General features: G+C 74.5%; 17 protein-coding genes and 1 other RNA gene. 6 read left to right on the forward strand and 12 right to left on the reverse strand.

The window, feature by feature from the left end; all coding sequences use genetic code 11:
• Window positions 1–55: 55 nt before the first annotated feature.
• From ACF089_RS10850 to ACF089_RS10870, 5 genes are all read right to left on the reverse strand, one after another.
• On the reverse strand, window positions 56–556 hold the full coding sequence (locus ACF089_RS10850) for an NUDIX hydrolase (protein ID WP_392024679.1): 501 nt from the start codon (window positions 554–556) through the stop codon (window positions 56–58).
• Window positions 553–954: a hypothetical protein gene (locus tag ACF089_RS10855; protein ID WP_392024681.1), complete on the reverse strand. Its 402-nt coding sequence runs from the start codon at window positions 952–954 to the stop codon at window positions 553–555. The genes ACF089_RS10850 and ACF089_RS10855 overlap by 4 nt, the downstream gene beginning before the upstream one ends.
• A gap of 95 nt (window positions 955–1,049) precedes the next feature.
• The gene (gene eda / locus ACF089_RS10860) at window positions 1,050–1,670 is read right to left on the reverse strand and encodes a bifunctional 4-hydroxy-2-oxoglutarate aldolase/2-dehydro-3-deoxy-phosphogluconate aldolase (protein WP_392024684.1); all 621 of its coding nucleotides are present in this window, start codon (window positions 1,668–1,670) and stop codon (window positions 1,050–1,052) included.
• Between the two features lie 245 nt (window positions 1,671–1,915).
• Entirely contained in the window at window positions 1,916–2,716 is an 801-nt protein-coding gene (yaaA, locus tag ACF089_RS10865) for a peroxide stress protein YaaA (protein ID WP_392024687.1), read from the reverse strand.
• Between the two features lie 104 nt (window positions 2,717–2,820).
• Complete coding sequence (locus ACF089_RS10870; RefSeq protein WP_392024689.1) at window positions 2,821–3,111, reverse strand: hypothetical protein; 291 nt, start codon at window positions 3,109–3,111, stop codon at window positions 2,821–2,823.
• A 354-nt stretch (window positions 3,112–3,465) separates the two neighbouring features.
• On the opposite strand from ACF089_RS10870, the gene ACF089_RS10875 reads away from it, so the two are divergent.
• Window positions 3,466–4,902 (forward strand): RNB domain-containing ribonuclease, encoded by a 1,437-nt coding sequence (locus ACF089_RS10875; RefSeq protein WP_392024692.1) that lies wholly within the window; start codon window positions 3,466–3,468, stop codon window positions 4,900–4,902.
• A 22-nt stretch (window positions 4,903–4,924) separates the two neighbouring features.
• Here ACF089_RS10875 and ACF089_RS10880 read toward each other — a convergent pair whose 3' ends face one another.
• Window positions 4,925–5,728 carry a MerR family transcriptional regulator gene (locus ACF089_RS10880; RefSeq protein ID WP_392024695.1) on the reverse strand — a complete coding sequence of 268 codons (804 nt, stop codon included), beginning with the start codon at window positions 5,726–5,728 and terminating at the stop codon, window positions 4,925–4,927.
• Between the two features lie 77 nt (window positions 5,729–5,805).
• Here ACF089_RS10880 and rnpB point away from each other — a divergent pair.
• Both rnpB and ACF089_RS10890 read left to right on the forward strand, forming a co-directional pair.
• An RNA gene (gene rnpB, locus ACF089_RS10885) (RNase P RNA component class A) lies at window positions 5,806–6,208 on the forward strand.
• 335 nt (window positions 6,209–6,543) lie between these two features.
• Complete coding sequence (locus tag ACF089_RS10890; protein WP_392024697.1) at window positions 6,544–7,422, forward strand: NAD-dependent epimerase/dehydratase family protein; 879 nt, start codon at window positions 6,544–6,546, stop codon at window positions 7,420–7,422.
• A 1,010-nt stretch (window positions 7,423–8,432) separates the two neighbouring features.
• On the opposite strand, the gene ACF089_RS10895 is transcribed toward ACF089_RS10890, so the two are convergent.
• Window positions 8,433–8,579 (reverse strand): hypothetical protein, encoded by a 147-nt coding sequence (locus ACF089_RS10895; protein WP_392024699.1) that lies wholly within the window; start codon window positions 8,577–8,579, stop codon window positions 8,433–8,435.
• A gap of 345 nt (window positions 8,580–8,924) precedes the next feature.
• Between ACF089_RS10895 and ACF089_RS10900 the strand changes: the two genes are divergently transcribed.
• The gene (locus ACF089_RS10900) at window positions 8,925–11,150 is read left to right on the forward strand and encodes a BTAD domain-containing putative transcriptional regulator (protein WP_392024702.1); all 2,226 of its coding nucleotides are present in this window, start codon (window positions 8,925–8,927) and stop codon (window positions 11,148–11,150) included.
• A gap of 120 nt (window positions 11,151–11,270) precedes the next feature.
• Here the strand turns inward: ACF089_RS10900 and ACF089_RS10905 are convergent, their stop codons facing one another.
• A complete protein-coding gene (locus ACF089_RS10905) occupies window positions 11,271–13,145 on the reverse strand; it encodes a BTAD domain-containing putative transcriptional regulator (protein ID WP_392024705.1) in 1,875 nt (624 codons plus the stop codon).
• A 162-nt stretch (window positions 13,146–13,307) separates the two neighbouring features.
• A complete protein-coding gene (locus tag ACF089_RS10910) occupies window positions 13,308–14,918 on the reverse strand; it encodes an aspartate aminotransferase family protein (RefSeq protein WP_392024707.1) in 1,611 nt (536 codons plus the stop codon).
• Window positions 14,919–15,114: 196 nt separating this feature from the next.
• Here ACF089_RS10910 and ACF089_RS10915 point away from each other — a divergent pair, with 196 nt between their 5' ends.
• Both ACF089_RS10915 and ACF089_RS10920 read left to right on the forward strand, forming a co-directional pair.
• A complete protein-coding gene (locus ACF089_RS10915) occupies window positions 15,115–15,663 on the forward strand; it encodes a flavin reductase family protein (protein ID WP_392024710.1) in 549 nt (182 codons plus the stop codon).
• 262 nt (window positions 15,664–15,925) lie between these two features.
• Window positions 15,926–16,825: an NAD(P)-dependent oxidoreductase gene (locus ACF089_RS10920; protein WP_392024713.1), complete on the forward strand. Its 900-nt coding sequence runs from the start codon at window positions 15,926–15,928 to the stop codon at window positions 16,823–16,825.
• Between the two features lie 140 nt (window positions 16,826–16,965).
• Here ACF089_RS10920 and ACF089_RS10925 read toward each other — a convergent pair whose 3' ends face one another.
• From ACF089_RS10925 to ACF089_RS10935, 3 genes are all read right to left on the reverse strand, one after another.
• Window positions 16,966–18,141 (reverse strand): acyl-CoA dehydrogenase family protein, encoded by a 1,176-nt coding sequence (locus ACF089_RS10925; RefSeq protein WP_392024716.1) that lies wholly within the window; start codon window positions 18,139–18,141, stop codon window positions 16,966–16,968.
• A gap of 663 nt (window positions 18,142–18,804) precedes the next feature.
• Window positions 18,805–19,230 (reverse strand): YybH family protein, encoded by a 426-nt coding sequence (locus ACF089_RS10930; RefSeq protein WP_392024719.1) that lies wholly within the window; start codon window positions 19,228–19,230, stop codon window positions 18,805–18,807.
• Window positions 19,231–19,424: 194 nt separating this feature from the next.
• Window positions 19,425–19,805 carry a YybH family protein gene (locus ACF089_RS10935; protein ID WP_392024722.1) on the reverse strand — a complete coding sequence of 127 codons (381 nt, stop codon included), beginning with the start codon at window positions 19,803–19,805 and terminating at the stop codon, window positions 19,425–19,427.
• Between the last annotated feature and the right edge of the window lie 122 nt (window positions 19,806–19,927).

The following is a 19,927-nucleotide window of genomic DNA, read 5'->3' on the forward strand; positions in this document are numbered from 1 at the left end:
GGCCGGGCGGCGTTCGGCCCCCACTGGATCTCAGCCGGCTGTCCCCAGGCGGCCCTCAGCCGTCCCGCGGTGTCTCGTTCGGTACGAAGCCCAGGTCGACGGGGGCCTCGGGCGGGCCGTCCCGCCGTACGGCGTCGAGCAGTTCCGCCAGGACCGGAGGCCACACCGCCTCCGTGGCGGCGGACAGCTCCCGAGGCGACCACCAGCGTCCGCGCAGGATCGTGTCCTCGGCGTGCGCCTCGGCGAGGTCCCCGACGGGATCCCGCCGGGGGCCGTACGCCAGGAAGACGTCCTCGCGCTGCCGGACCGGGACCCCGGCCCGGGTGAAGTCGTGTTCCCACCGGCAGAGCACCGGACCGGGCTCGACATCGGTCCAGCCCGTCTCCTCGCGCAGCTCGCGCACCGCGCCCCGGGACGGGTCCTCGCCCGGCTCCAACCCGCCGCCGGGCAGCGCCCAGTGGACGCCGACCTCCTCGTTGTCGTAACGGAAGAGGAAGACGGACCCGCCGGGGTCCACCACCGCGACCCGGGCCGCCCGCCGGGGTACGCGTATCACGCGGCACCCCCGCCGGCCCCCGCCTCGAAACGCCGCAGCAGCTCGCGCGCGGGCGCGCTGCGGGCGTCGAAGGGGTGGACGCGCGCCAGTTCGCCGGGGACGGCCGGGCCCCACAGCCGCGCGCCGTCGCACGCGTAACAGAAGGAGATGCGGAAGGAGATCCGGAAGAGCGGCCCGGCGGCCGAGTGCGCGCGGATTCCCCACCGGGGGGTGAAGCAGCGGCCGCGGTCGCCGGCGGGCGCCTCGGCGACGAGGGCCAGGGCCTTCCGGGCCGGATCCGCGTCCCAGGACGCGATCCGCTCGCCGACCAGCTCGTCCGTCCGCGGAGCCTGGCGCGGATCGGCGATGCGTACGACCTCGATCCGCTCGGTCTTCTCATGGTCGGGCGGCAGCAGCATCCGCCCAGCATGATCGATTCTGCTGGGCGGGCCAAGCGGCGCCGGCCGCGCGAGGCGGTGACCGGTGTTCGGCGTTTCGGCGTTCGGCGTTCGGGTCAGCGCGTCCGCAGCGCGGCGGCCTGGGCGGCCAGCGACTCCACCCGCGCCCAGTCCTTCGCGGCGAGCGCGTCCGCCGGGAGCATCCATGTGCCGCCGACGCAGCCGACGTTGGGAAGCGCCAGGTAGGAGGGGGCGGACGCGAGGGAGATGCCGCCGGTGGGGCAGAAGCGGGCCTGCGGGAGCGGACCCGACAGGGACTTCAGATACGCGGTGCCGCCCGCGGCCTCGGCCGGGAAGAACTTCATCTCGTTCACCCCGCGCTCCAGCAGCGCGACGACCTCGGAGGTGGTGGAGACGCCGGGCAGGATCGCCTGGCCCGAGGTCTTCATGGCGTCCAGCAGCCGGTCCGTCCACCCCGGGCTCACCAGGAAGCGGGCCCCGGCCTCCGCCGCCGCTTCCACATTCGCCTCGGAGATCACCGTGCCCGCGCCGACGACCGCGTCGGGCACCTCGGCCGCGATGGCGCGGATGGCGTCCAGGGCGGCGGGCGTCCGCAGGGTCACCTCGATGGCGGGCAGCCCGCCCGCGACGAGGGCGCGCGCGAGCGGTACGGCGTCCTTCGCGTCCTCGATGACGACGACGGGGACGACGGGGGCGAGATCCAGCACGGAGGTCATGGGCTCATCCTGCCGTGCGGCCCGCGCGATACGCAACGCACGTTGCGCACCCTGCAACGGGAGGGGTGGTGGGGGCGTGTCTGTGGGGCGGAGGCCGCCGGGCCCCGCAGGGGGCCGGGCCCGTCGGGGGCGGGCCGGGAGACCCGGCCCCGGGAACTCCGGCCCCAGGGACTCCGGATCCAGGGACTCCGGATCCGGGGAATCAGGCCCGGGCCCGGGGCCCGGCCCGGCGATCCGGGACCCGTTCAGTGGATCTGGGTCACCACGACATCGAGCGCCCACGGCCGCCCCGCCCGCGCCGGAGCCTCGGCCTCCACCGCGTACCCCAGCTCCCGCAACGCCTCCACCAGCTCCTTCGGCCCCTTCGGTTTGGCCCCCGAGATCAGCAGATCCCGGACGATCCGGCCCTTGGTCGCCTTGTTGAAGTGGCTCACCACCGAGCGCTTCTCCACCCCGTCGACCGTCTGCGAGTGCAGCACCCGCACCGTCGCCGTGCGCTCGGCCACCTCGCCCGCCGGCTTCCATGCCGCCGCATAGGCGGACGAGCGCAGATCGAGCACCAGACCGCTCCCGGCGGCCTCCGGAAGCGCCGACTCCATCGGCTTCCGCCAGTGCGCGCCCAGCGCGCCCAGCCCCGGCAGCCGCACGCCCATCGAGCAGCGGTACGACGGAATCCGGTCGCCCACCCGGACCGCGCCCCACAGCCCCGAGAACACCAGCAGCGACGAGCGCGCGCGGCGACGGGCGTCCGGCTCCAGGCTCGCGAGCCCCAGCGCGTCGTACAGCACACCCGTATAGATCTCCCCGGCCGGCCGGGTCCCCGCCGTGCGCAGCTCCACGTTCTTCGCGATCTCGCCGCGCAGCCCCTCGCTCAGTCCGAGCGTCCGCCGGGCCTTCTCCTCGTCGGCGGCGCACAGCTCGACCAGCTCGTCCAGCACCGCCGCGCGCGCCGCCGCGAGTCCGGGCAGCGACAGCGACTCGGGCTTCAGCGGCGCGCCGCGTCCCGAAGCGGCCTTGCCCTCCGACGGCGGCAACAGTACGAGCACGGACCTTCTCCTCACAGCGCGTTCCACTCGGGGATCGACCCCGCGCCAGGGTACGCGGCCGGGCCCCGGCGGGTCGCCCGCCGGGGCCCGGCCGACCGCCCTGATCAGGGGATGTAGACGCTGCGGCCGAACTCCGAGACCGTCGGCTCGCCCTGCGCCACGACCTGGATGATCCGCCCCGAGCAGTCCCGGCTCTCGAAGACGAGCGCGATCTCGTCGGTCCGGTTGTTGACCTGGAGCGGCCGCCGGTCGCTCGGGTAGCAGCCGCTCGGGTTCTGGTGCACGGTGCCGTTCACCAGCAGCCCCCCGTTCGCCGCGAACGCGGTCTGCGGGACGGTGACGGCCAGGGTCGTGGCCGCCGCGAGGGCGCCGAGGGCGAGGGCGATACGTCGCATGGGGTTCCTTCTGTCGGTGCCGGGCCGCCCGTTCCCCGGGCCGGCCCTCTCGAAGGTCAACGTAGGGTAGTCGTCCGTACGCGCACAGTCGCCCACTTGGGTGACCCGCGGGCGCGGCCCGCTGACGGGGCCCGGGCGCACCCGCCCCGGCGCCCGCCGGGCCGCGCGCCCGTGGGCGGTCCGCCTCGCGCCCGCGCGGTCCGCACCAGGCGCCGCCGCTCGACCGCGGGGTCCGCCGTCCCCCTCGTCCGCCGTCCACCCGGTCCGCCTCCCCCTGTCCGGTCCGCCTTCCCCTGTCCGGTCCGTCTCCCGCCCGGGGTGCCGACCGCCCCCGGGCGACCTACGCTCGGTGACATGCCCCGCCGCCCGATCCACGCCACCGGCGCAGCCGAGGCCCCCCTGCGCGCGGCGCTGCGCGAGGTGCGGAAGTCGCTCGGCGTCCCCGGGGAGTTCCCGGCCCCGGTGCTCGCGGAGGCCGAGGCGGCGGCCCGGTCCCCGCGGCTCCCCGAGACCGACGCGACCGGCCTCCCTCTCTTCACCGTCGACCCGCCGACGTCGGCCGACCTCGACCAGGCGATGCACCTCGCCCGCCACGGCAGCGGCTACCGCGTCCACTACGCCATCGCCGACGTGGCCGCCTTCGTCACCCCCGGCGGCGCGCTCGACGCCGAGGCCCACCGCCGCGTACAGACCCTCTACTTCCCCGACGGCAAGGTCCCGCTGCACCCGGCCGCGCTCTCCGAGGCCGCCGCCAGCCTGCTCCCCGGGCAGCAGGTCCCCGCCCTCCTCTGGCGGATCGACCTGGACGCCGAGGGCCGCACGCTCGGCGCGGAGGTCCGCCGGGCGCTCGTCCGCAGCCGCGCCAAGCTCGACTACGAGACGGCCCAGCGGCGGATCGACGACCGCACCGCCGAGGAGCCGCTCGCCCTGCTCCGCACCGTCGGACTCCTGCGCGAGGAACGGGAGCGCGAGCGCGGCGGGATCTCCCTCCAGGTCCCCGAGCAGGAGATCACCGAACAGGACGGCGCGTACCGCCTCTCCTACCGGGCCCCGCGCCCCGCCGACGCGTGGAACGCGCAGATCTCGCTGCTCACCGGAATGGCCGCCGCCGAGATCATGACGGCCGCCGGCACCGGTGTCCTCCGCACCCTCCCGACCGCCCCGGACGGCGCGGTCGCCCGGCTGCGCCGCTCGGCGAAGGCGCTGCGCGTCGACTGGCCGCACCATGTCTCGTACGCCGACGTCGTCCGCTCGCTCGACCCGCGCGAGCCCCGCAACGCGGCGTTCCTCCAGGAGTGCACGGCCCTGCTGCGCGGCGCGGGGTACACCGTCTTCACCGGCGGCAGGCTGCCCGACCCGGCCGTCCACGCGGCGGTCGCCGCCGAGTACACCCACTGCACCGCCCCGCTGCGGCGGCTGGTCGACCGCTATACGGGCGAGCTGTGCGTGGCCGCCTGCGCGGGGCAGGGGGTGCCCGAATGGGTGCTCGGCGCGCTCGGCGCGCTGCCCGGGGAGATGGCGGAGGGCTCGCGGCGGGCCAACGCCGTCGAGCGGGAGTGCGTGGACGTCGTGGAGGCGGCGCTGCTCGCGGACCGGGTGGGCGAGGTCTTCGACGCCTCCGTGGTGGATGTGCGGGAGCGCGAGCCGGGCGTCGGCACGGTCCACCTGGAGGAGCCGGCCGTGGTCGGCCGGGTGGAGAGCCCCCGGCCGCTGCCGCTGGGGGAGCGCCTGCGGGTACGCCTGGCGCGGGCCGCCCCGGGCACGGAGAAGGTCCTGTTCGTCCCGGCCTGACCGCGGCTCCCCCCGGGCCCGGCTACGGCTTCGGCTTCGGCTTCGTCCCCGCCTCGACGCGTGCGGCGAGCCCCGCGATCATGCGGCGGACGACCGCGGCCTGGGCGGGCGCGAAGTCGTCCAGGAACGCGTCCCCGAAACCGTCCGCCCAGCTCTCCGGCCCGCCGCTCGCCCCGCTCGCCATCATCCGGACCATCTCCTCGGGCATGACCGAGGCCAGCTCGTCCCCGAGCGGGCCGACGCGCGGATCGTCCGGGCCCGCCCCGGCGAGATCGTCCAGCCGCCCGTACAGCTCCGCCACCCGCGCCGTCAGCGCGCTGTCGTCGGCGAACGGCCGGAGCGCGGTGAAGAACCTCTCCCGCTCGTCCGCCGACATCACCGTGTCCAGCAGCGCCAGATGCGTACGGTCCTTCGCGGCCATCGGGGAGCCCCCGACGGGCAGCGCCCCGAGCAGCGCGGTCAGCTCGGGCGACACGGGTCCCTCGGCGGGCAGCCGGCCCTCCCGCGCCTGCGCGATCAGCTCCCCGAGCCGGGCCCGCCGCCCGGCCAGCTCGGCCTCCTGGCGGGCCAGATCGGCGTCCAGCTCCGTCAGGATCTCCACCGACTCCCGCCCGGCGTCGTCCGCGAGCACATCGCGCACCTCGGCCAGCCCGAGCCCCAGCTCGGTGAGCCGCCGGATCCGGGCGAGCACGACCGCGTGCCGCAGCCCGTAGTCGCGGTAGCCGTTCGCCCGCCGCCGGGGCTCGGGCAGCACCCCCAGATGGTGGTAGTGCCGGACGGCGCGGGTGGTGACGCCGACCAGCGCGGCGAGTTCTCCGATTCTCATGCCTCCAGTGGAAACCATGACGTCGCGACAGGGTCAACGCGGCCGTGCCCGCCGGGTAGCATGGTCGACACGGCAGACGAGCCGGGCGGACGGCCGCGTGAGGATCTTCGGACCCTCCCGAGGAACGTCCGGGCTCCACACGGCAGGGTGGTGGGTAACGCCCACCCGGGGTGACCCGCGGGACAGTGCCACAGAAAACAGACCGCCAGGGATCTCGGTCCCTGGTAAGGGTGAAACGGTGGTGTAAGAGACCACCAGCGCCTGGGGTGACCCAGGCGGCTAGGTAAACCCCACCCGGAGCAAGGTCAAGAGGGGCCGCGGTGAAACGCGGCCCTGCGCGGACGTTCGAGGGCTGCCCGCCCGAGTCCGCGGGTAGACCGCACGAGGCCGGTGGCGACACCGGCCCTAGATGGATGGCCGTCACCCCGACGACCGCGAGGTCCCGGGGGACAGAACCCGGCGTACAGCCCGACTCGTCTGCCGCCTCCGCCCCCGCGAGGGGGTGCAGTAGCCCCTGTGACCTGCCGCTTTGCGGGCCAGAGGGCTATTTCCCATCGCGCCGCAGATCCGGACGCGGATCGCGACGCCTGCGGCCGCGCAGGTGGCCGTCGTGCTGGTGCGGCTGCCGCTCCGGACGTCTGTGATGGCGGCCGCGCACAACGATCGACACAGCTCGGTTCCGATGTGGGATCGGCCGTCTGGCGGGAGCTGCGCGGACCGCCCTGGGGATTCGAACCGCAACCGCGAGCTGAGTCCGCTTCCCTGTTCGGCTGTTCCGCCGCAGGAGATCGATTCCACGCCGTACAGTCGGGCGCGTGCACTCAGCGACGAAGAGAGCCCCCGCTGGGCTGGTCGCGGTCACCGGAAGTTCGGGCCAAGTCGGAGCGGCCCTGGCCGAGGCGCTGGACGCGGCCGGCTGGGCGGTCCGAGGCGTGGACCGGATTCCCGGTCGCTGGACGAGTGTCGTCGGAGATCTGCGCGACCGGCCGGTGCGACTGGCCGCGTTGCGGTCGGCCGATGTCCTGGTCCATGTCGCCGCGCTGCACGCCCCCCATGTCGGCCGCCTGGCCGATGAAGAGTTCCGAGCCGTGAACGTAGGTGCGACCGCGGGCCTGCTCGACGACGCCGACCGCCTCGGCGCCCGGCGGGTTCTCTACATCAGCAGTACGAGTGTGTACGGACACGCCCTGGAGCCCACCGACCGCGCTGTCTGGGTGGACGAGCGGCTCACGCCGCTTCCCAGGGACATCTACGACGAGACCAAACTGGCCGCGGAGGAGCTGGTCGCCGGCTGCGCCGTCTCCTCGGTCACGCTGCGGATATCGCGATGCTTTCCGGAGCCGCCGCCGGTGCGGGCCCGCCATCTGCTCCACCGGGCGGTCGACGTCGCCGACGTGGCAGCGGCGGGGGTCCTGGCCGTGGCACACCCCACCGTTACGGGCAGGTTCAACATCTCGGGGCCGCACCCGTTTCACCGCGAGGACTGCCGTGCCCTTTCCCGCGATGCGGGCGCGGTGCTCGCCGAACGGGCTCCGGACGTCGTCCGGGCGTTCCGCGACCAGGGGTGGCCCGTGCCCGATCGCCTGGACCGGGTGTACGACTCGACTGCCGCGGCGAACGCGTTCGGTTACCGACCTGTTCGCGGAGTCCGGGAACTGCTGCGCGATGCCGCCGGCGGTCCGGGCCCTGAGTGATCGGACGGCTCGGCCCGCCGTCCACGACTCCGTGGGACCAACGTCGTGAGACACCGCTCTCGGCCGTCCCGCAGCTGCTGCGCACGGTGAAATGATTGTGATGCCTCTCGTGTGATCACGGCGTTGGAGCCTCCTGGACAGCCCCGTTCGCCGATTTGAGCCCGCGCTGCCTCCGCCGGCTCGAGACCGCGTCGCGACGTCTCCGCCGCCAGGACCGCCAGGACCGCCTGACCGCCGGGCCGCCTGAGCGCCGGGCCCGGCGGCCGCCTGAGGTGCCGCATCGGTCCCTGAGCGGGTCAACCGATCGGCTTGGTCTGCCATCTATCTGCCGGGGGCCCGAGGCCGGGCCGGGGGCGCGTCACCCTGTCGGGGCGGCGGCGGAACGCGTCTCCGGCCGGGTGTTCTGGCCGAGGGGATGTCGGCTCGGAGGACGGCGGCTGCCGGACGGGGGATCGCGGATGACGCGGAAGGAAGCGGGGCACGGTTTGGGGGATCCGGCGGCCCGGCGGGGTCGAAAAGGAGCCGGTGGCGGGCCTGTTGGCGGGGTAGCGATGTCGCGGGGGCGCGGTGCGACGCGCGCGGCGCGGGGACCTGTCGTCAAATGATCTTAAATGGTGGACCATGGTCGGGTGATATGTCTTCATGAATTATCCGATGCGGAATGGGAGCGCTTTCATCCGCCGCTGCCGGAGTCGTCGGGCGGCCGGAATCGGCCGGCCGGCCGGACGGTCCTCATCGGGAGCGTGGGGAGGGGCCGGGCCGGGGCGGCCCGGTGGGGCGTGCCCGAGCGGTACGGAACGCGGGGCGGGCTTCCGCGGTGCGCCGGGCGCGGCGCGTTCGGGCGGACGCCTCGGGCGGCGCGCGTCCGGACGGGCGCGTACGAAGACATCACAGGGCCGGGGTCGGCCGACCCCGGGATCGCGCGGGCCGGCCGGTACGCCGCCGGGGCCCGAAGAGGGGGCACCAGGCATCATGGACCGACCTGAGACGCTCGACAACCCATCACCGTGCTATTCGGGAACGCCGACCCGGTCGTACCGGTCGCCGAACCGGCGCGACGCCCCCGAGATGACGGAGATGTGCCCGTCCGTACCGGTACGGCCCCCGGCGTGGAGGCCCCGGAACCGGTCGGCGGGCTGGTGGAGACCGGCGAACACGGGCCGCGGAATGGTCCGTTCGACCTGCCGGTTACCTCCCGTGGGCCGGCCCGGCGGCGGCGCCGTACTCGCGCGGCCGTGTCACGCGGACCCTCCGGCGGGCGGACGGGCCGGGCGGCGGCCGTCCCCCTCGCCGGGGTCTCCGACGGCGCGTCGCCGCGCCGGCGGCACCGCCCTCCCGGGGCACGCGATCCCCAGGGGACCACGGCCGTGCCGGACCCGAGGGCCGACGTCCCTCCCGCGGGACCGCGAAGAAGACAACGGTGCAATTCGATCTACGCGAGCGGCTGAACGAGGAAATCAGGGCGATCGCCGGCCGCTCGACCGTACAGACGGGGAGCGTTAGTGGAATTCCGGGTACTGGGACCGTTGGAAGCGTCGGCCGGGGACCGCAAGCTGACACTGGGAGGGCACAAGCAGCGGGCGGTTCTGGGTCTGCTGCTCCTGCGGGCGAACCGGGTGGTGGCGACGAGCGAACTGCTTTGCGCGCTCTGGCCCGACGACAACCGGCCGCCGACCGCCCGCAAGATCGTGCAGAACGCCGTATGGGGATTGCGGGCCCTGTTCGCCGAAGAGGCCGCCGACAGCGGGGGAGCCGCCCCCGAACTCGTCACCAAGGCCCCCGGATACGTTCTGCGGGTCGCCCCCGACCAGGTCGACCTGCACCGCTTCAACCACCGGGTCGCCGAAGGGCGGTCCGCGCTGACCTCGGGGCGGCCCGAGGAGGCCGCCCGGCTGCTGGGCGCCGCCCTGGAGGAGTGGCAGGGGCCGGCGCTGGCGGACCTCGCCGAGGCGGGCACCGACTGGCCCGAGCTGACCGCGCTGGGCCGGCTCCGGCTGGACGTCATGGAGGACCGCTTCGAGGCCGAACTGCGCAGCGGACACCACCACTCCGTCCTCGGCGAGCTGGTGGCTCTCGCCGAGGAGGAACTGCTGCGCGAACGGCTCTGCGGCCAGCTGATGCTGGCCCTGTACCGCTGCGGCCGGCAGGCGCAGGCGCTGGACGTCTTCAGCCGCGTACGCCGGGCCCTGGTCGAGGAGCACGGGCTCGAACCCTCCCGCGAACTGCAACTGCTCCAGCAGAACATCCTGACCCACGATCCCTCGCTCCGCCCCCCGGCCGCTCCCGCTCCTGCCCCCACCCCCATCGCCGTCCCCGCGCGGCCCGAACCGCTCGAACAGATCGAACCGTCCGGGCCGACCGTGCCGCAGCAGCGGGCCGCGGACGTCGTCGCCCATCCGTCGTCCCCGACGCGGCCGCCGACGACGCCCGCGCACTCGGAACGGTCGCGGAACCGGCCGCCGGGCACCGAGCGCCGATCGGTCGCCGTTCTGCTCGTCAGCGCCCGCTTCCCCGACGAGGTCGTCACCGACGCGCAGTCGTTCCGGACCCTGTACGACGCCGCCACCACGGTCGCCGAGTGCGTCGGCGAGTTCGGCGGCATCGTCGCCGGGTCGCTGGGCCGGGTCTCGGTGGCCGTGTTCGGGCTGCGCGCCGACAGCGAGGGCGCGTCGGCCGACGCGGTGCGGGCGGCCATGGCGCTGCGCACCCGGCTGGGCCGGGCGCCGGGGTCGACCTGGCGCGCGGTGGTGTCGGCGGGCGAGGCCCTGGTGCGGCGGGACCCGGACGACGCCTCGGCGCCCGTCCTGGTCGTGGGCCGGCTGGTGGACCAGGCGCGTCTGCTGCTCGCCAGCGTGCCGCCCGGCGAGATCCACCTCAGCGGCGAGGCGGTGGAGCGCACCGCCGGGCTGGTGCGGCAGCTCCCGACGGACCACCCCGAGGTCCGGGCGGTCGCGGGGCCGCTCCCGGTCGGCGGTCCGCCCGCGCAGCCCGATCTGTCCTGCGGCGCGGCCGAGCTGAGCATCCTGCGCAGCCTTCTCGCGCGGGCCCGCCGCCACTCCGCCGCGCATCTGGTGACCGTGCTGGGGGAGCGGGGCGCGGGCAAGCGGAAGTTCCTCGGCGACTTCCTCGGCGGCATCCAGGACGAGGCGGTGCGGGTGGTGCGGGTCCGGGCCGGGGGCGGAGCCCCGTGGTCGGTCTACGACGTACTGCGGGCGTGCTGCGGGATCGGCGTCTCCGAGACCGACGACAGCGGACTCACCGAGGCCGTACGGCGGGTCGCGGGCCGGGGCGAGACCGCGGAACGGCTGCTGCTGCGGATCGGCGCGCCGCGGGAGCACGACGATCCGGACGCCGCCGCCGACGCGCTCGACGCCTGGTGCGACCTGCTCGTGCCGCTGGCCAGGGAACGGCCCCTGGTGCTCTGCCTGGAGGACGCCCACGCCGCCGACGACACCGTGCTGAATCTGGTGGAGCGGCTCGCGTCGGTGCCGCAGGACGTGCCGCTGTTCCTCGTGGTGTGCGCCCGGCCCGCCGAGCTGATGCGGCGGCGGCCCTTCTGGGGCAGCGGGCTCCGGCACAGCGGGACGCTCACTCTGGACCGGCTGTCCTGCGGCGGCGCCGACCATGTCCTGAGAGGGGGCCGGCTGGACGTCCCCGCCGCGTCGGCCGTACGGCGGGCGCACGGACGGTCCGGCGCGGTCACCCCGTGGCGTGACCGGGCGGTGTGAGACGAGGACCGGACCCCGCTGCCGCACGGAGGCGGTCGCGCGGTCCGGTCCGTCCGTCGTCCGGCGGGCGTGCGTACCGGCTGGCGTACTTGAACGCGCCGAGTACGCCGGACGAGTCGCTCAGCCCCGGACCCGCCAGGTCGAGGGCGGGGCGGCCGGCCGGTAGCGGGTGACGCGGTCCTCCGTGCGGCGGCGGGTCGAGTCGCAGACATGGATCTCGCCGGGCGGGGTGCGGCACAGCATCGTCTCGCAGCGGTCGACGAGGTCCCCGCCCGTCCACGGCTCGCAGCCGCCCGCCGATACGGGGGGCCACAGCCGTACGTAGCCGGTGCCCGTCGCCACCGCGGCGTGCACCGAGAGCCCTTCGGGCACCGGGGCGGTCGGCGCGGCGGCCAGGTCGCGCAGGAGGGCGCGTACCGCGAGTCCCGACCGTACGGCCCGTTCCGCGCAGTCGTCGTCGTCCGGGGAGTCCTGGAAGAAGCCGAACAGCACGGATCCGATCGAGGTCGCCGCGCAGCCGCCCGACCGCATGATCTCCTCGCGGGCCAGCTCGCACACGGTGTCCAGCACGCGATCGGCGTCACGGGCCGACAGATGGTCGAACTCCTCCCCGAGCGAGAACCGCAGCAACAGCACACTGCTGGGCCGGTGCCCGCCGAGACCGTCGGCGGCCGGACCGCCCGCCGGGGGCCGGTCCGGGGGTACGGGGGCGCTGTCGCCGCCGCCGGGTCCCGGCCCGGCGGTGACGGTGGTGGCGGTGGCGACGGCGGGGCGGCTCCCCCCGGCGGCCCCCTGGACGGCCCCTCCTCCGACCGTCCCTTCCCCGACCGTCCCTTCCCCGGCCGTACGTCCGGGCCCGCCCCGGTCCGCGAACCCGCCGGGGTCCGTCGGCCCGCCCGGGCGCGGCACTCGCGGAGGACGCCGCGAACCCGGCCCGGCAGAGGCAGAGGCAGAGGGAGAAGCGGAGCCGGACGACGAGGACGCGGGCGCGGGCGCCGTCCCGGCCCGGGCCGCGGGCTGTTCCCCGGCCCGGCTCGGAGCCGCCCCGGCCCCCGGACCGCCGTCCGCCCCGGCGGCCCTCCCCGCGCCCCCGGGCCGGCCGGCCGTACGCCCGCCCCCGGAGGCCGGCCCCGGCCGGACGCCGTTCCCCGGGCCCGCCGCCGCTCCCGGCGTACGGCGTCCCCCCGGCCGCGCCCCCGTCTCGCCGGCCGTCGTACGGCGTCGCGGCGAGGGCGGGTCCAGCCAGGGATCCTGGGTGAGGACGGCCCGTTGCAGCCGCTGAAGCTCATGACCCGGCTCCAGGCCCAACCCCTCGGACAGGGCTGTGCGGGTACGGGCGTACACATCGAGGGCGTCCGCCCGGCGGCCGCAGCGGTACAGCGCGAGCATCAGCTGCGCCACCGCCCGCTCCCGCAGGGGCTCGGCCTGGGTGAACGCGTCCACCTCGCGCAGTACGGACCGGTGCCGCCCGCAGAGGAGTTCGACCTCGAAGCGGTCCTCCATCGCGTCGAGCCGCTTCTGCTCCAGCGCGGCCAGCTCCGGCCACGCCGTGCCCTCCTCCGCGAGATCCGCGAGGGCCGGGCCCCGCCACAGGACCAGCGCCTGGCCCAGCGCCTCGCGGGCCTGCTCGGTGTCGCCCGCGAGCAGGGCCGACCTGCCCCGGGCGGCCAGCCGCTCGAAACGCACCAGATCGATCTGCTCGGGGGCCACCCGCACCAGATAACCGGGCTCCCGGGTCAGCAGCTGCGGCGACAGTCCGTCCGGGGGCGCGTCGAGGGCCCGCCGCAGCCGCCAAATGGTGTTCTGGAGGATCTTGCGCGCCGTGTCCGGCGCCCGGTCCGCGGCCCATACGGCGGACTGCAGCCGCCGGGTCGAGACCACCTGCCCGGCGTGGAGCAGCAGATACGCCAACGCGGCACGCTGCCTGGTGCCGCCGAGCGGCACCAGACCGGACGCGCTCTCCACTTCGAGTGGTCCCAGAAGCCGGAACTCCATGGTCTTCTCCCGTCTCCACGCCGACCCGTCTCCGCGCCGACCCGAGTCGTGGTGGTCGAGGTCGGTTGTGCCGGGGAGGCGGCGTCCCGGCGCCGTGCGCACGGGCGCGACGGCGGTGTCCCGGGACGGGGCGGCGACGCGTGGCCTTCCCCGGGGGGCGAGTCAGCCGGACACCGGGGCCCGCCCGGCCAGGCGCTCGCCGTCGCCGTCGCGCAACAGCCGGCAGACGTCCCGCAGCCCGGCCTCCAGCTGAGCCGTCTCCGCGTCCGTCAACCGCACCGACGGCTCGAAGCGCAGGGTGTTCAGGGCGCTCGCCGTCGGGAAGGTGCGCACCCGGTGCTCACGCAGCAGATGCCCGGCCAGGAAGTAGCCGAACAGCCCGGTTTCGGCCAGCTCGCGCACCGATCCGGAGACGGCCCCCGTGTGGTCGTGGAACTCCAGACCCAGCATCAGGCCCTTGCCCCGCACCTCCTTCACCTGCTCGGGGAAGTCGGCGCGCACGGACTCCAGCACGGCTCGCAGCGCCGCGCCCCGCTCCCGGGCCAGCCGGTAGACCGCGCCGCCGTCCGCCTCCAGCAGCTCCAGCACCTTCAGGGCGATCGTGCAGGAGAAACTGTCCTTGGCGAAGGTCGAGCTGTGCACGATCTCGAACTCCCGCCGGTAGCGGGCCTTCCGTACGAGCATCACCGAGGTCTTCGCGATGCCGCCGCCGAGGGCCTTGGCGAGGGTGTAGTAGTCCCCCCGCAGCCCCACCTGCGAGGAGGCCAGCAGCGTGCCGGTGCGGCCCATGCCGCTCTGGATCTCGTCGACGACGATCGGGCAGTCGATCTCCTCGCAGAAGCGCTGGACGGCCTCCGCGAACTCGGCCGTCAGCACATGGACGCCGCCCTCGCCCTGGACCGGCTCCAGGAGGAAGGCGCAGAACACCGGGAACTCCCGTTCCACGACGTCCACCCGGCCGTCCGCGACGGTCAGCGCGTACACCACGCCCCGCTCCCGGGCGTAGATCTCCTTCAGCGCCTCGGGCCGCTCGCGCGGGACGAACCGGGCCTGCGCCCCCAGTGCGCGGAAGGGCGCGCGGTATCCCTCGTTGTGGGTGAACTGCACGCTCAGGCCCAGCTTTCCGTGGAACCCGCCCTCCAGTGCCAGGAAGAGCGGCGGCCGCTCCCACTCGGCCGCGTTGAGCGGACCGAGAAGCTCCACCAGCTTTTCCAGGGCGGCGGCCGGGTCCGGGGCGGCCGTGATCCCGAACCGGGCGAGCACCCGCTCCGGGACGGCGGCCGTGCCCGCCGCCACGGCGGCCCGCGCCGAGCGCACCGTACGCTCCGTCTCCGCGCGCAGATCGGCCAGGCGCATCACCCGGTCCATCTCCGCGTGTTTGACCGCGGCCTCGACGGCCTCCGCGCCGCTGTTGGCGAAGACGGCGAAGTACGGTTCGTCGGTGCCGAGTTCGCGGTGGATGATCCGGTTCAGCTCCGCCGCGACACGGTTGGCGTAGGGGTGCCGGGAGAACTGGGCGTGGACGGGCGTGCCCGCGTCGAGCAGCTCGCGGGCGCACCGGACGATGTCCGGGTGGCTGTGGCCGAGCAGCACGGAGCCGTAGCCGCCGGCGAAGTCGGCGACCGGTGTCTCTCCGCCGTCCTCACCGCGCCGGTACAGGGTGTTGCCCTCGGCGCGCACATACTCGACGGCCAGGCCGGCCGCCCCCAGCACTTCCCGCAGATGTGGTTCGGCGAGTTCCGTCCGGTCGGCTTCGGAGTTCATCGTTTCCATGACCATCAGGTTCGGTCATGCGGGTCAGCGACCGGTCATCGCGGAATCTCCGGCGGCGTTCGCCCCGGGCGAGAGCGGCCGATTACCGGAGGATGAGAGATCGCCGCGCGCCCGTCGTTACGTTGGCGGCGCGGGCCCTCGCCCCGCCAATGGCAGGGCCTGAGCCGCCCCGCGAAAAGGATCGGAGAATACGGAAATGAATTCCGCGCCCGCTGACCTCGACGCCGCTTCCGCATGCCCGCCGGCCCACGATGAATTGACCCCGTCGGTGTTCCGCGCCGTGATGGGGCGGTTCGCCACCGGGGTCACCGTCATCACGGTGGGCGGGGAGCGTCCGCACGCGATGACGGCCAACGCCTTCAGTTCGGTGTCCCTGGAGCCGCCGTCCGTGCTGTGCAGCGTGGGGCGGGGCGCGGTGATGCACGGGGCGCTGACCTCGGCCGGACGGTTCGCGGTGAACATACTGGGCGCCGGACAGGAGCGGCTCGCCCGGCACTTCGCCGACAACGACCGCTCCCTCGCCGCCCAGTTCGACGGCGTCCCCTGCACGGCGGGCCGGGAGACCGGCGCCCCGCTGCTGGGCGGCTCGCTCGCCTGGCTGGAGTGCGAACTCACGGCGGCGCACGCCTTCGGCGACCACACCGTCTTCATCGGGACCGTGCTGGGCACGGGCCGGATCGCCGACGGCCGGGGGCTGCTCTTCGCCGACGGGCGTTTCGGCAGGCCGGAGCGGGACGCGGACTGAGCGCGCCGCCCCGCCGTGCCCGGCCCGCCCGCTGAGCCCGGCCCGCCGACGCTCGGAAGGCCGTGTCCGGTACGCCGTGCCCGGCCCGCCCGCGCCCGAGGCCCCCCGCCCGGCCCACCGCGCCCGAGGCGCGGCCCCCACCCCCGCTGACCGGGCGCTGACCGCCCGGTGACCGTCCGATGCGGGGACCGTGCCCGGCCGGTTCCCCGCTCTTGCTTTGCTGACCGGGCAATTCAACGACCTCTGTGAGACGGAGTCATTCATGGCGGAGACAGACCGCGCCCCGGTGACGGTCATCGGCCTGGGGCTGATGGGCCGGGCGCTGGCGGCCACCTTCCTCGAAGCGGGGCATCCGACGACCGTGTGGAACCGCTCGGCGGGCCGGGTGGAGGATCTCGTCTCCCGGGGCGCGGTCGTCGCGGCCGACCCGGCCGAGGCCGTGACAGCCGCCGATCTGGTCGTCGTCTGCGTGTCGGACAACGACGGGCTGCACGCCGTCCTCGACCCGGTGGCCGACCGGCTCAAGGGCCGCGCCCTGGTCAATCTGTCGTCCGGCTCGTCCGACCAGGCGCGGGCCAACGCGGTCTGGGCCGAGGAGCTGGGCATCGGCTACCTCGACGGCGCGATCATGACCGTGCCGGCCCTGGTCGGGGCCTCGCACTCGGTGTTCTTCTACGCCGGCCCCCAGGACGTCTACGAGCGCCACAGCACGGCGCTCGAAGTGCTCGGCGGACGCACGACCTACCTCGGCGAGGACCACGCGCTCGCCCCGCTCTACGACGTGGCGCTGCTCGGCGTCATGTGGGGGACGCTCAACAGCTTCTTCCAGGGCGCGGCCCTGCTGAGCACCGCGGGCGTCAAGGCGTCCGACTTCCTGCCCTGGGCGAGCACCTGGGTCGACACCGTGAAGCTGTTCGCCACGGACTACGCCGGCCAGATAGACGCCGGCGACCGCGCCTACCCCGCCAACGACGCCACGATGGAGGTGAACCTCGGCGCGCTCAAGCACCTGCTGCACGAGAGCGAGTCGCAGGGCGTCAACGCCGAGCTGCCGCGCTTCGTCCACGGACTGATGGAGCGCACCGTGGCCCAGGGGTTCGAGCAGAACAGCTACGCCAGCATGTTCGAGCTGTTCCGCACCCCCGAGCGCCCGGCGGAGTAGGGCGGGCGGGGCGCTCCGGCGTACGCCTGGACGCCCCGGCACGACACGGGCCCGGACCGCAGCGGCGGTCCGGGCCCGTCATGTCGGGGACACGCGGCCGAGGGGCGCCGCACCGAGGAACCGGGCGGGGCCCCCGGGCCTCAGAGGAAGTAGGTGCCGGGCTCCAGACCCAGCAGCACCCGCCCCTGCACCTCCAGATTCGCGCCCAGCTGGACCAGGGCGTGCAGCGAGAAGCCCTGGATGTCCCGGTGGAAGCGCTGGAGGTCCACATCGGTGCGGATCACCGAACCGCCGCTCGCCGCGTACAGCAGCTCGACGGCCTCCTTGGACAGCTGGCCCGCGTAGGCCGTCTGGCCGCGGATGATCGCCTTCTCCTCGTCGGTGGGCTGCTCCCCGGCGTCGGCGCGCCGCTGGAGCAGCTCCAGCCAGCGCTCGGAGAGCGCCCGCGCCGCCGCTATCTTGTTCGCGGCGACGGCCACCTGCTGCTGGGTCACCGGATGCTGCCGCTGGTCGGTCCAGTCCGTGTAGGTGATGCCGCGCCCGGGCACCCGCTCCAGGAAGAGTTCGTAGGAACCCTGGGCGATGCCGGTGAGGGCGGCCGCCACACTCGACAGGATGTACGCCAGCAGGCCGTAGTTCCGGCCCGTCGCACCGGTGTTGGAGCGGTCGCCGGTGGCGGCGTACATCGCCTCCTCCAGCGATACGGTGCGGTGCGCCGGCACGAACAGTCCGGCGGCCTTCACCGTGCAGCTGCCGGTGCCCGCGCCGGAGGAGACGTGCCAGTCGTCCTCCAGGGCGAGCTGTTCCGTCGGCACCAGGGCGATCAGCTCCTGATGGGACCCGTCGGGCAGCTCGACCATCGCGGCCAGCAGATCCCAGTCGGCGCCGCGCACCCCGGAGTTGTAGCGCCAGACGCCGTCCAGCCGGTAGCCGCCGTCGACCGGGGTGAGCGTGCCGGTCGGGGCGAACACGATCGAGACCCGGGTGTCGCCGCCGGTGAAGACCTCCTCCTGGGTCCGGTCGGGGTAGAGGCTGACGGCCCAGGTGCTGGTCAGCCACACCATGGCGAGCCAGCCGGTGGAGGGGCAGCCCCGGGCGATCTCGGAGATGACCCGCGACTGCTGTGCCGCGTCGAGGTCCAGTCCGCCGAACTTCTGGGGGACGGCGGCGCGGAAGACGCCCGCCTTCTCCAGGAGCCGCAGGTTCTCCTCGGCGATCCAGCGCTGCCGCTCGCCCTCCCGCCCGTTCCGGCGCAGGGCCGGCACGGCGGCGCGCACCCCGTCGAGAACGGAGGCGAGTTCTGCTTCAGTGGCCATGGGTGTTCCCCTCATCGTGCGGGATCGGAGGTTTGCCCGTCACGCTAGGGGGCGCGATTCTTGCTCCAGGAAACTCACGGTCTTGCCCCGGTAAGCGGCCCCACGTGCCGACACCGCGCGGAAACCGCCCGGCGGCGGCCCGCCGATGAGCAGGCGATGACCGGGCGGTGGGCGGAGACAGGGCCGGCCGCGCCGCCGTGAAGCGACGGGGAAGCGGCCGTGCGGCCGGGGCGCCGCCGGTTACGGAGTCGTTGGATCCGGCGGCGTGGGGCGCGGGTACGCCGCCGGCGTACGGGAGGGGTACGCGGACCTCGGGCCGGTACGCGGACCTCGGCCGTACGGGGGGCCGGGCCGCGTACCGTACGGGGCCCCGGGCCTGGGCCGTCCGGGACCGGGCCCGAGGCGTGCGGATCCCGAGGCGTACGGATCCCAAGGCGTGCGGATGCCGAGGCGTACGGATCCCAAGGCGTGAGGGCCCCGAGGCGTGGGGATCCCGATGCGTGCGGCTGCCGGGCCGTGCAGACCGAGGCGTGCGGGCCCTGCGACCTGCGACTCCCGCTCCCGGGCGGCCCCCGCGGCGCGAGACGAAGGACGCCCCCCTGGAGACTTCCCAGGGAGGCGCCCTCGCGCGCGGACCGCCCGGCGGGCGGCCCGGGGCGGCCGCTACTCGGCGGCCACCAGCCCCGTCGTGGCCACCGGACGGTCGATCGCCATCAGCCAGCGGCCGTCCTTGCCGAGCCGCAGCACATCGGTGCAGTAACCCTCCACCCGCACCGGCCCGTTCGGGCCCGGGTTGTCGATGGTGTACTCGACCTTGATGAGGGCCACGTCGCCCGCCACGTACGAGGTGGTCAGCTCCGCCGTGCTCACGGGATTCGTCGCCAGATACTCCCGGATGAACGCCCGCCTGGCCTCGCCGGTGAGGGGCTCGCCGGAGAAGTTGGAGATGGAGTCCTCCAGATACAGGCTGTTGAACAGATCACCGTCGCCGGAGTTGAACGCCTGCATGAAGATCTCGTTCTGGATGTCCCGGTCGTCGGTGAGGTCGGGGTTTTCGCGGTCGAAATCGGTGTTGATGTCGTAGGCCATCGGGAATCGGCCCGCCTCTCTGTAAAGGTGACTGGGTCGGTGAAGGTGATCGGGGAGTCCCGGCCGTCCGCCCGGCGCCGGAGACCGGCGGGGAGCGGCCGTGACCGTGACCGCGTACGGGGCGCGGACGGCGTCGGCGGGGCGGGGCGAGGGGGCCGTACGGCCGCGGGGGAGACCTCGGGCCCGCCCGGCGCTCACTCCTGGCCGAACGGGTCGTCGATCGCGTAGCGCCAGACCCCGTCGTCCCCGAGCCGCAGGACGTCGACGCCGGTGCCCTGCACCCGCTCCGGCTCGCCGCCGTCGGCGGAGGGCGTGTCGATGAACCAGTCGACGATCAGGAGCGCGGTGTCATCGGTGATGAAGCTCTGGCGCAGCGTCGTATTGATCTTGGGACCGAGGGAGAGGTACTCCCGCTGAAAGTCCCGCCGCGCCTGCCCCGTGAGCGGCTTGCCCGGCTCCCACACGGCCACAGCTTCCTCCGTGTAGAAGGCCTCCGTGGCCTCGAAGTCGCCGGCGTTGAACGCCTCGGTGTACTGCGCGAGGTGCTTCTTCAGATTTTCCAGCTGCTGGGACATGGAAGGAGTCGACCTGCCTTTTCGCTAGTCGGCGTTGGGGTTTCCGACTAGGGAAGCTATTCGGTCCCGTTCTCCCGGCCGCCCATCGTCCGGTAATCACCCGGCCTCGGCGGAAAGGGAGT

It is taken from the genome of Streptomyces sp. NPDC014894 (genome assembly GCF_043080985.1).
In the GTDB taxonomy this organism is placed as follows: domain Bacteria; phylum Actinomycetota; class Actinomycetes; order Streptomycetales; family Streptomycetaceae; genus Streptomyces.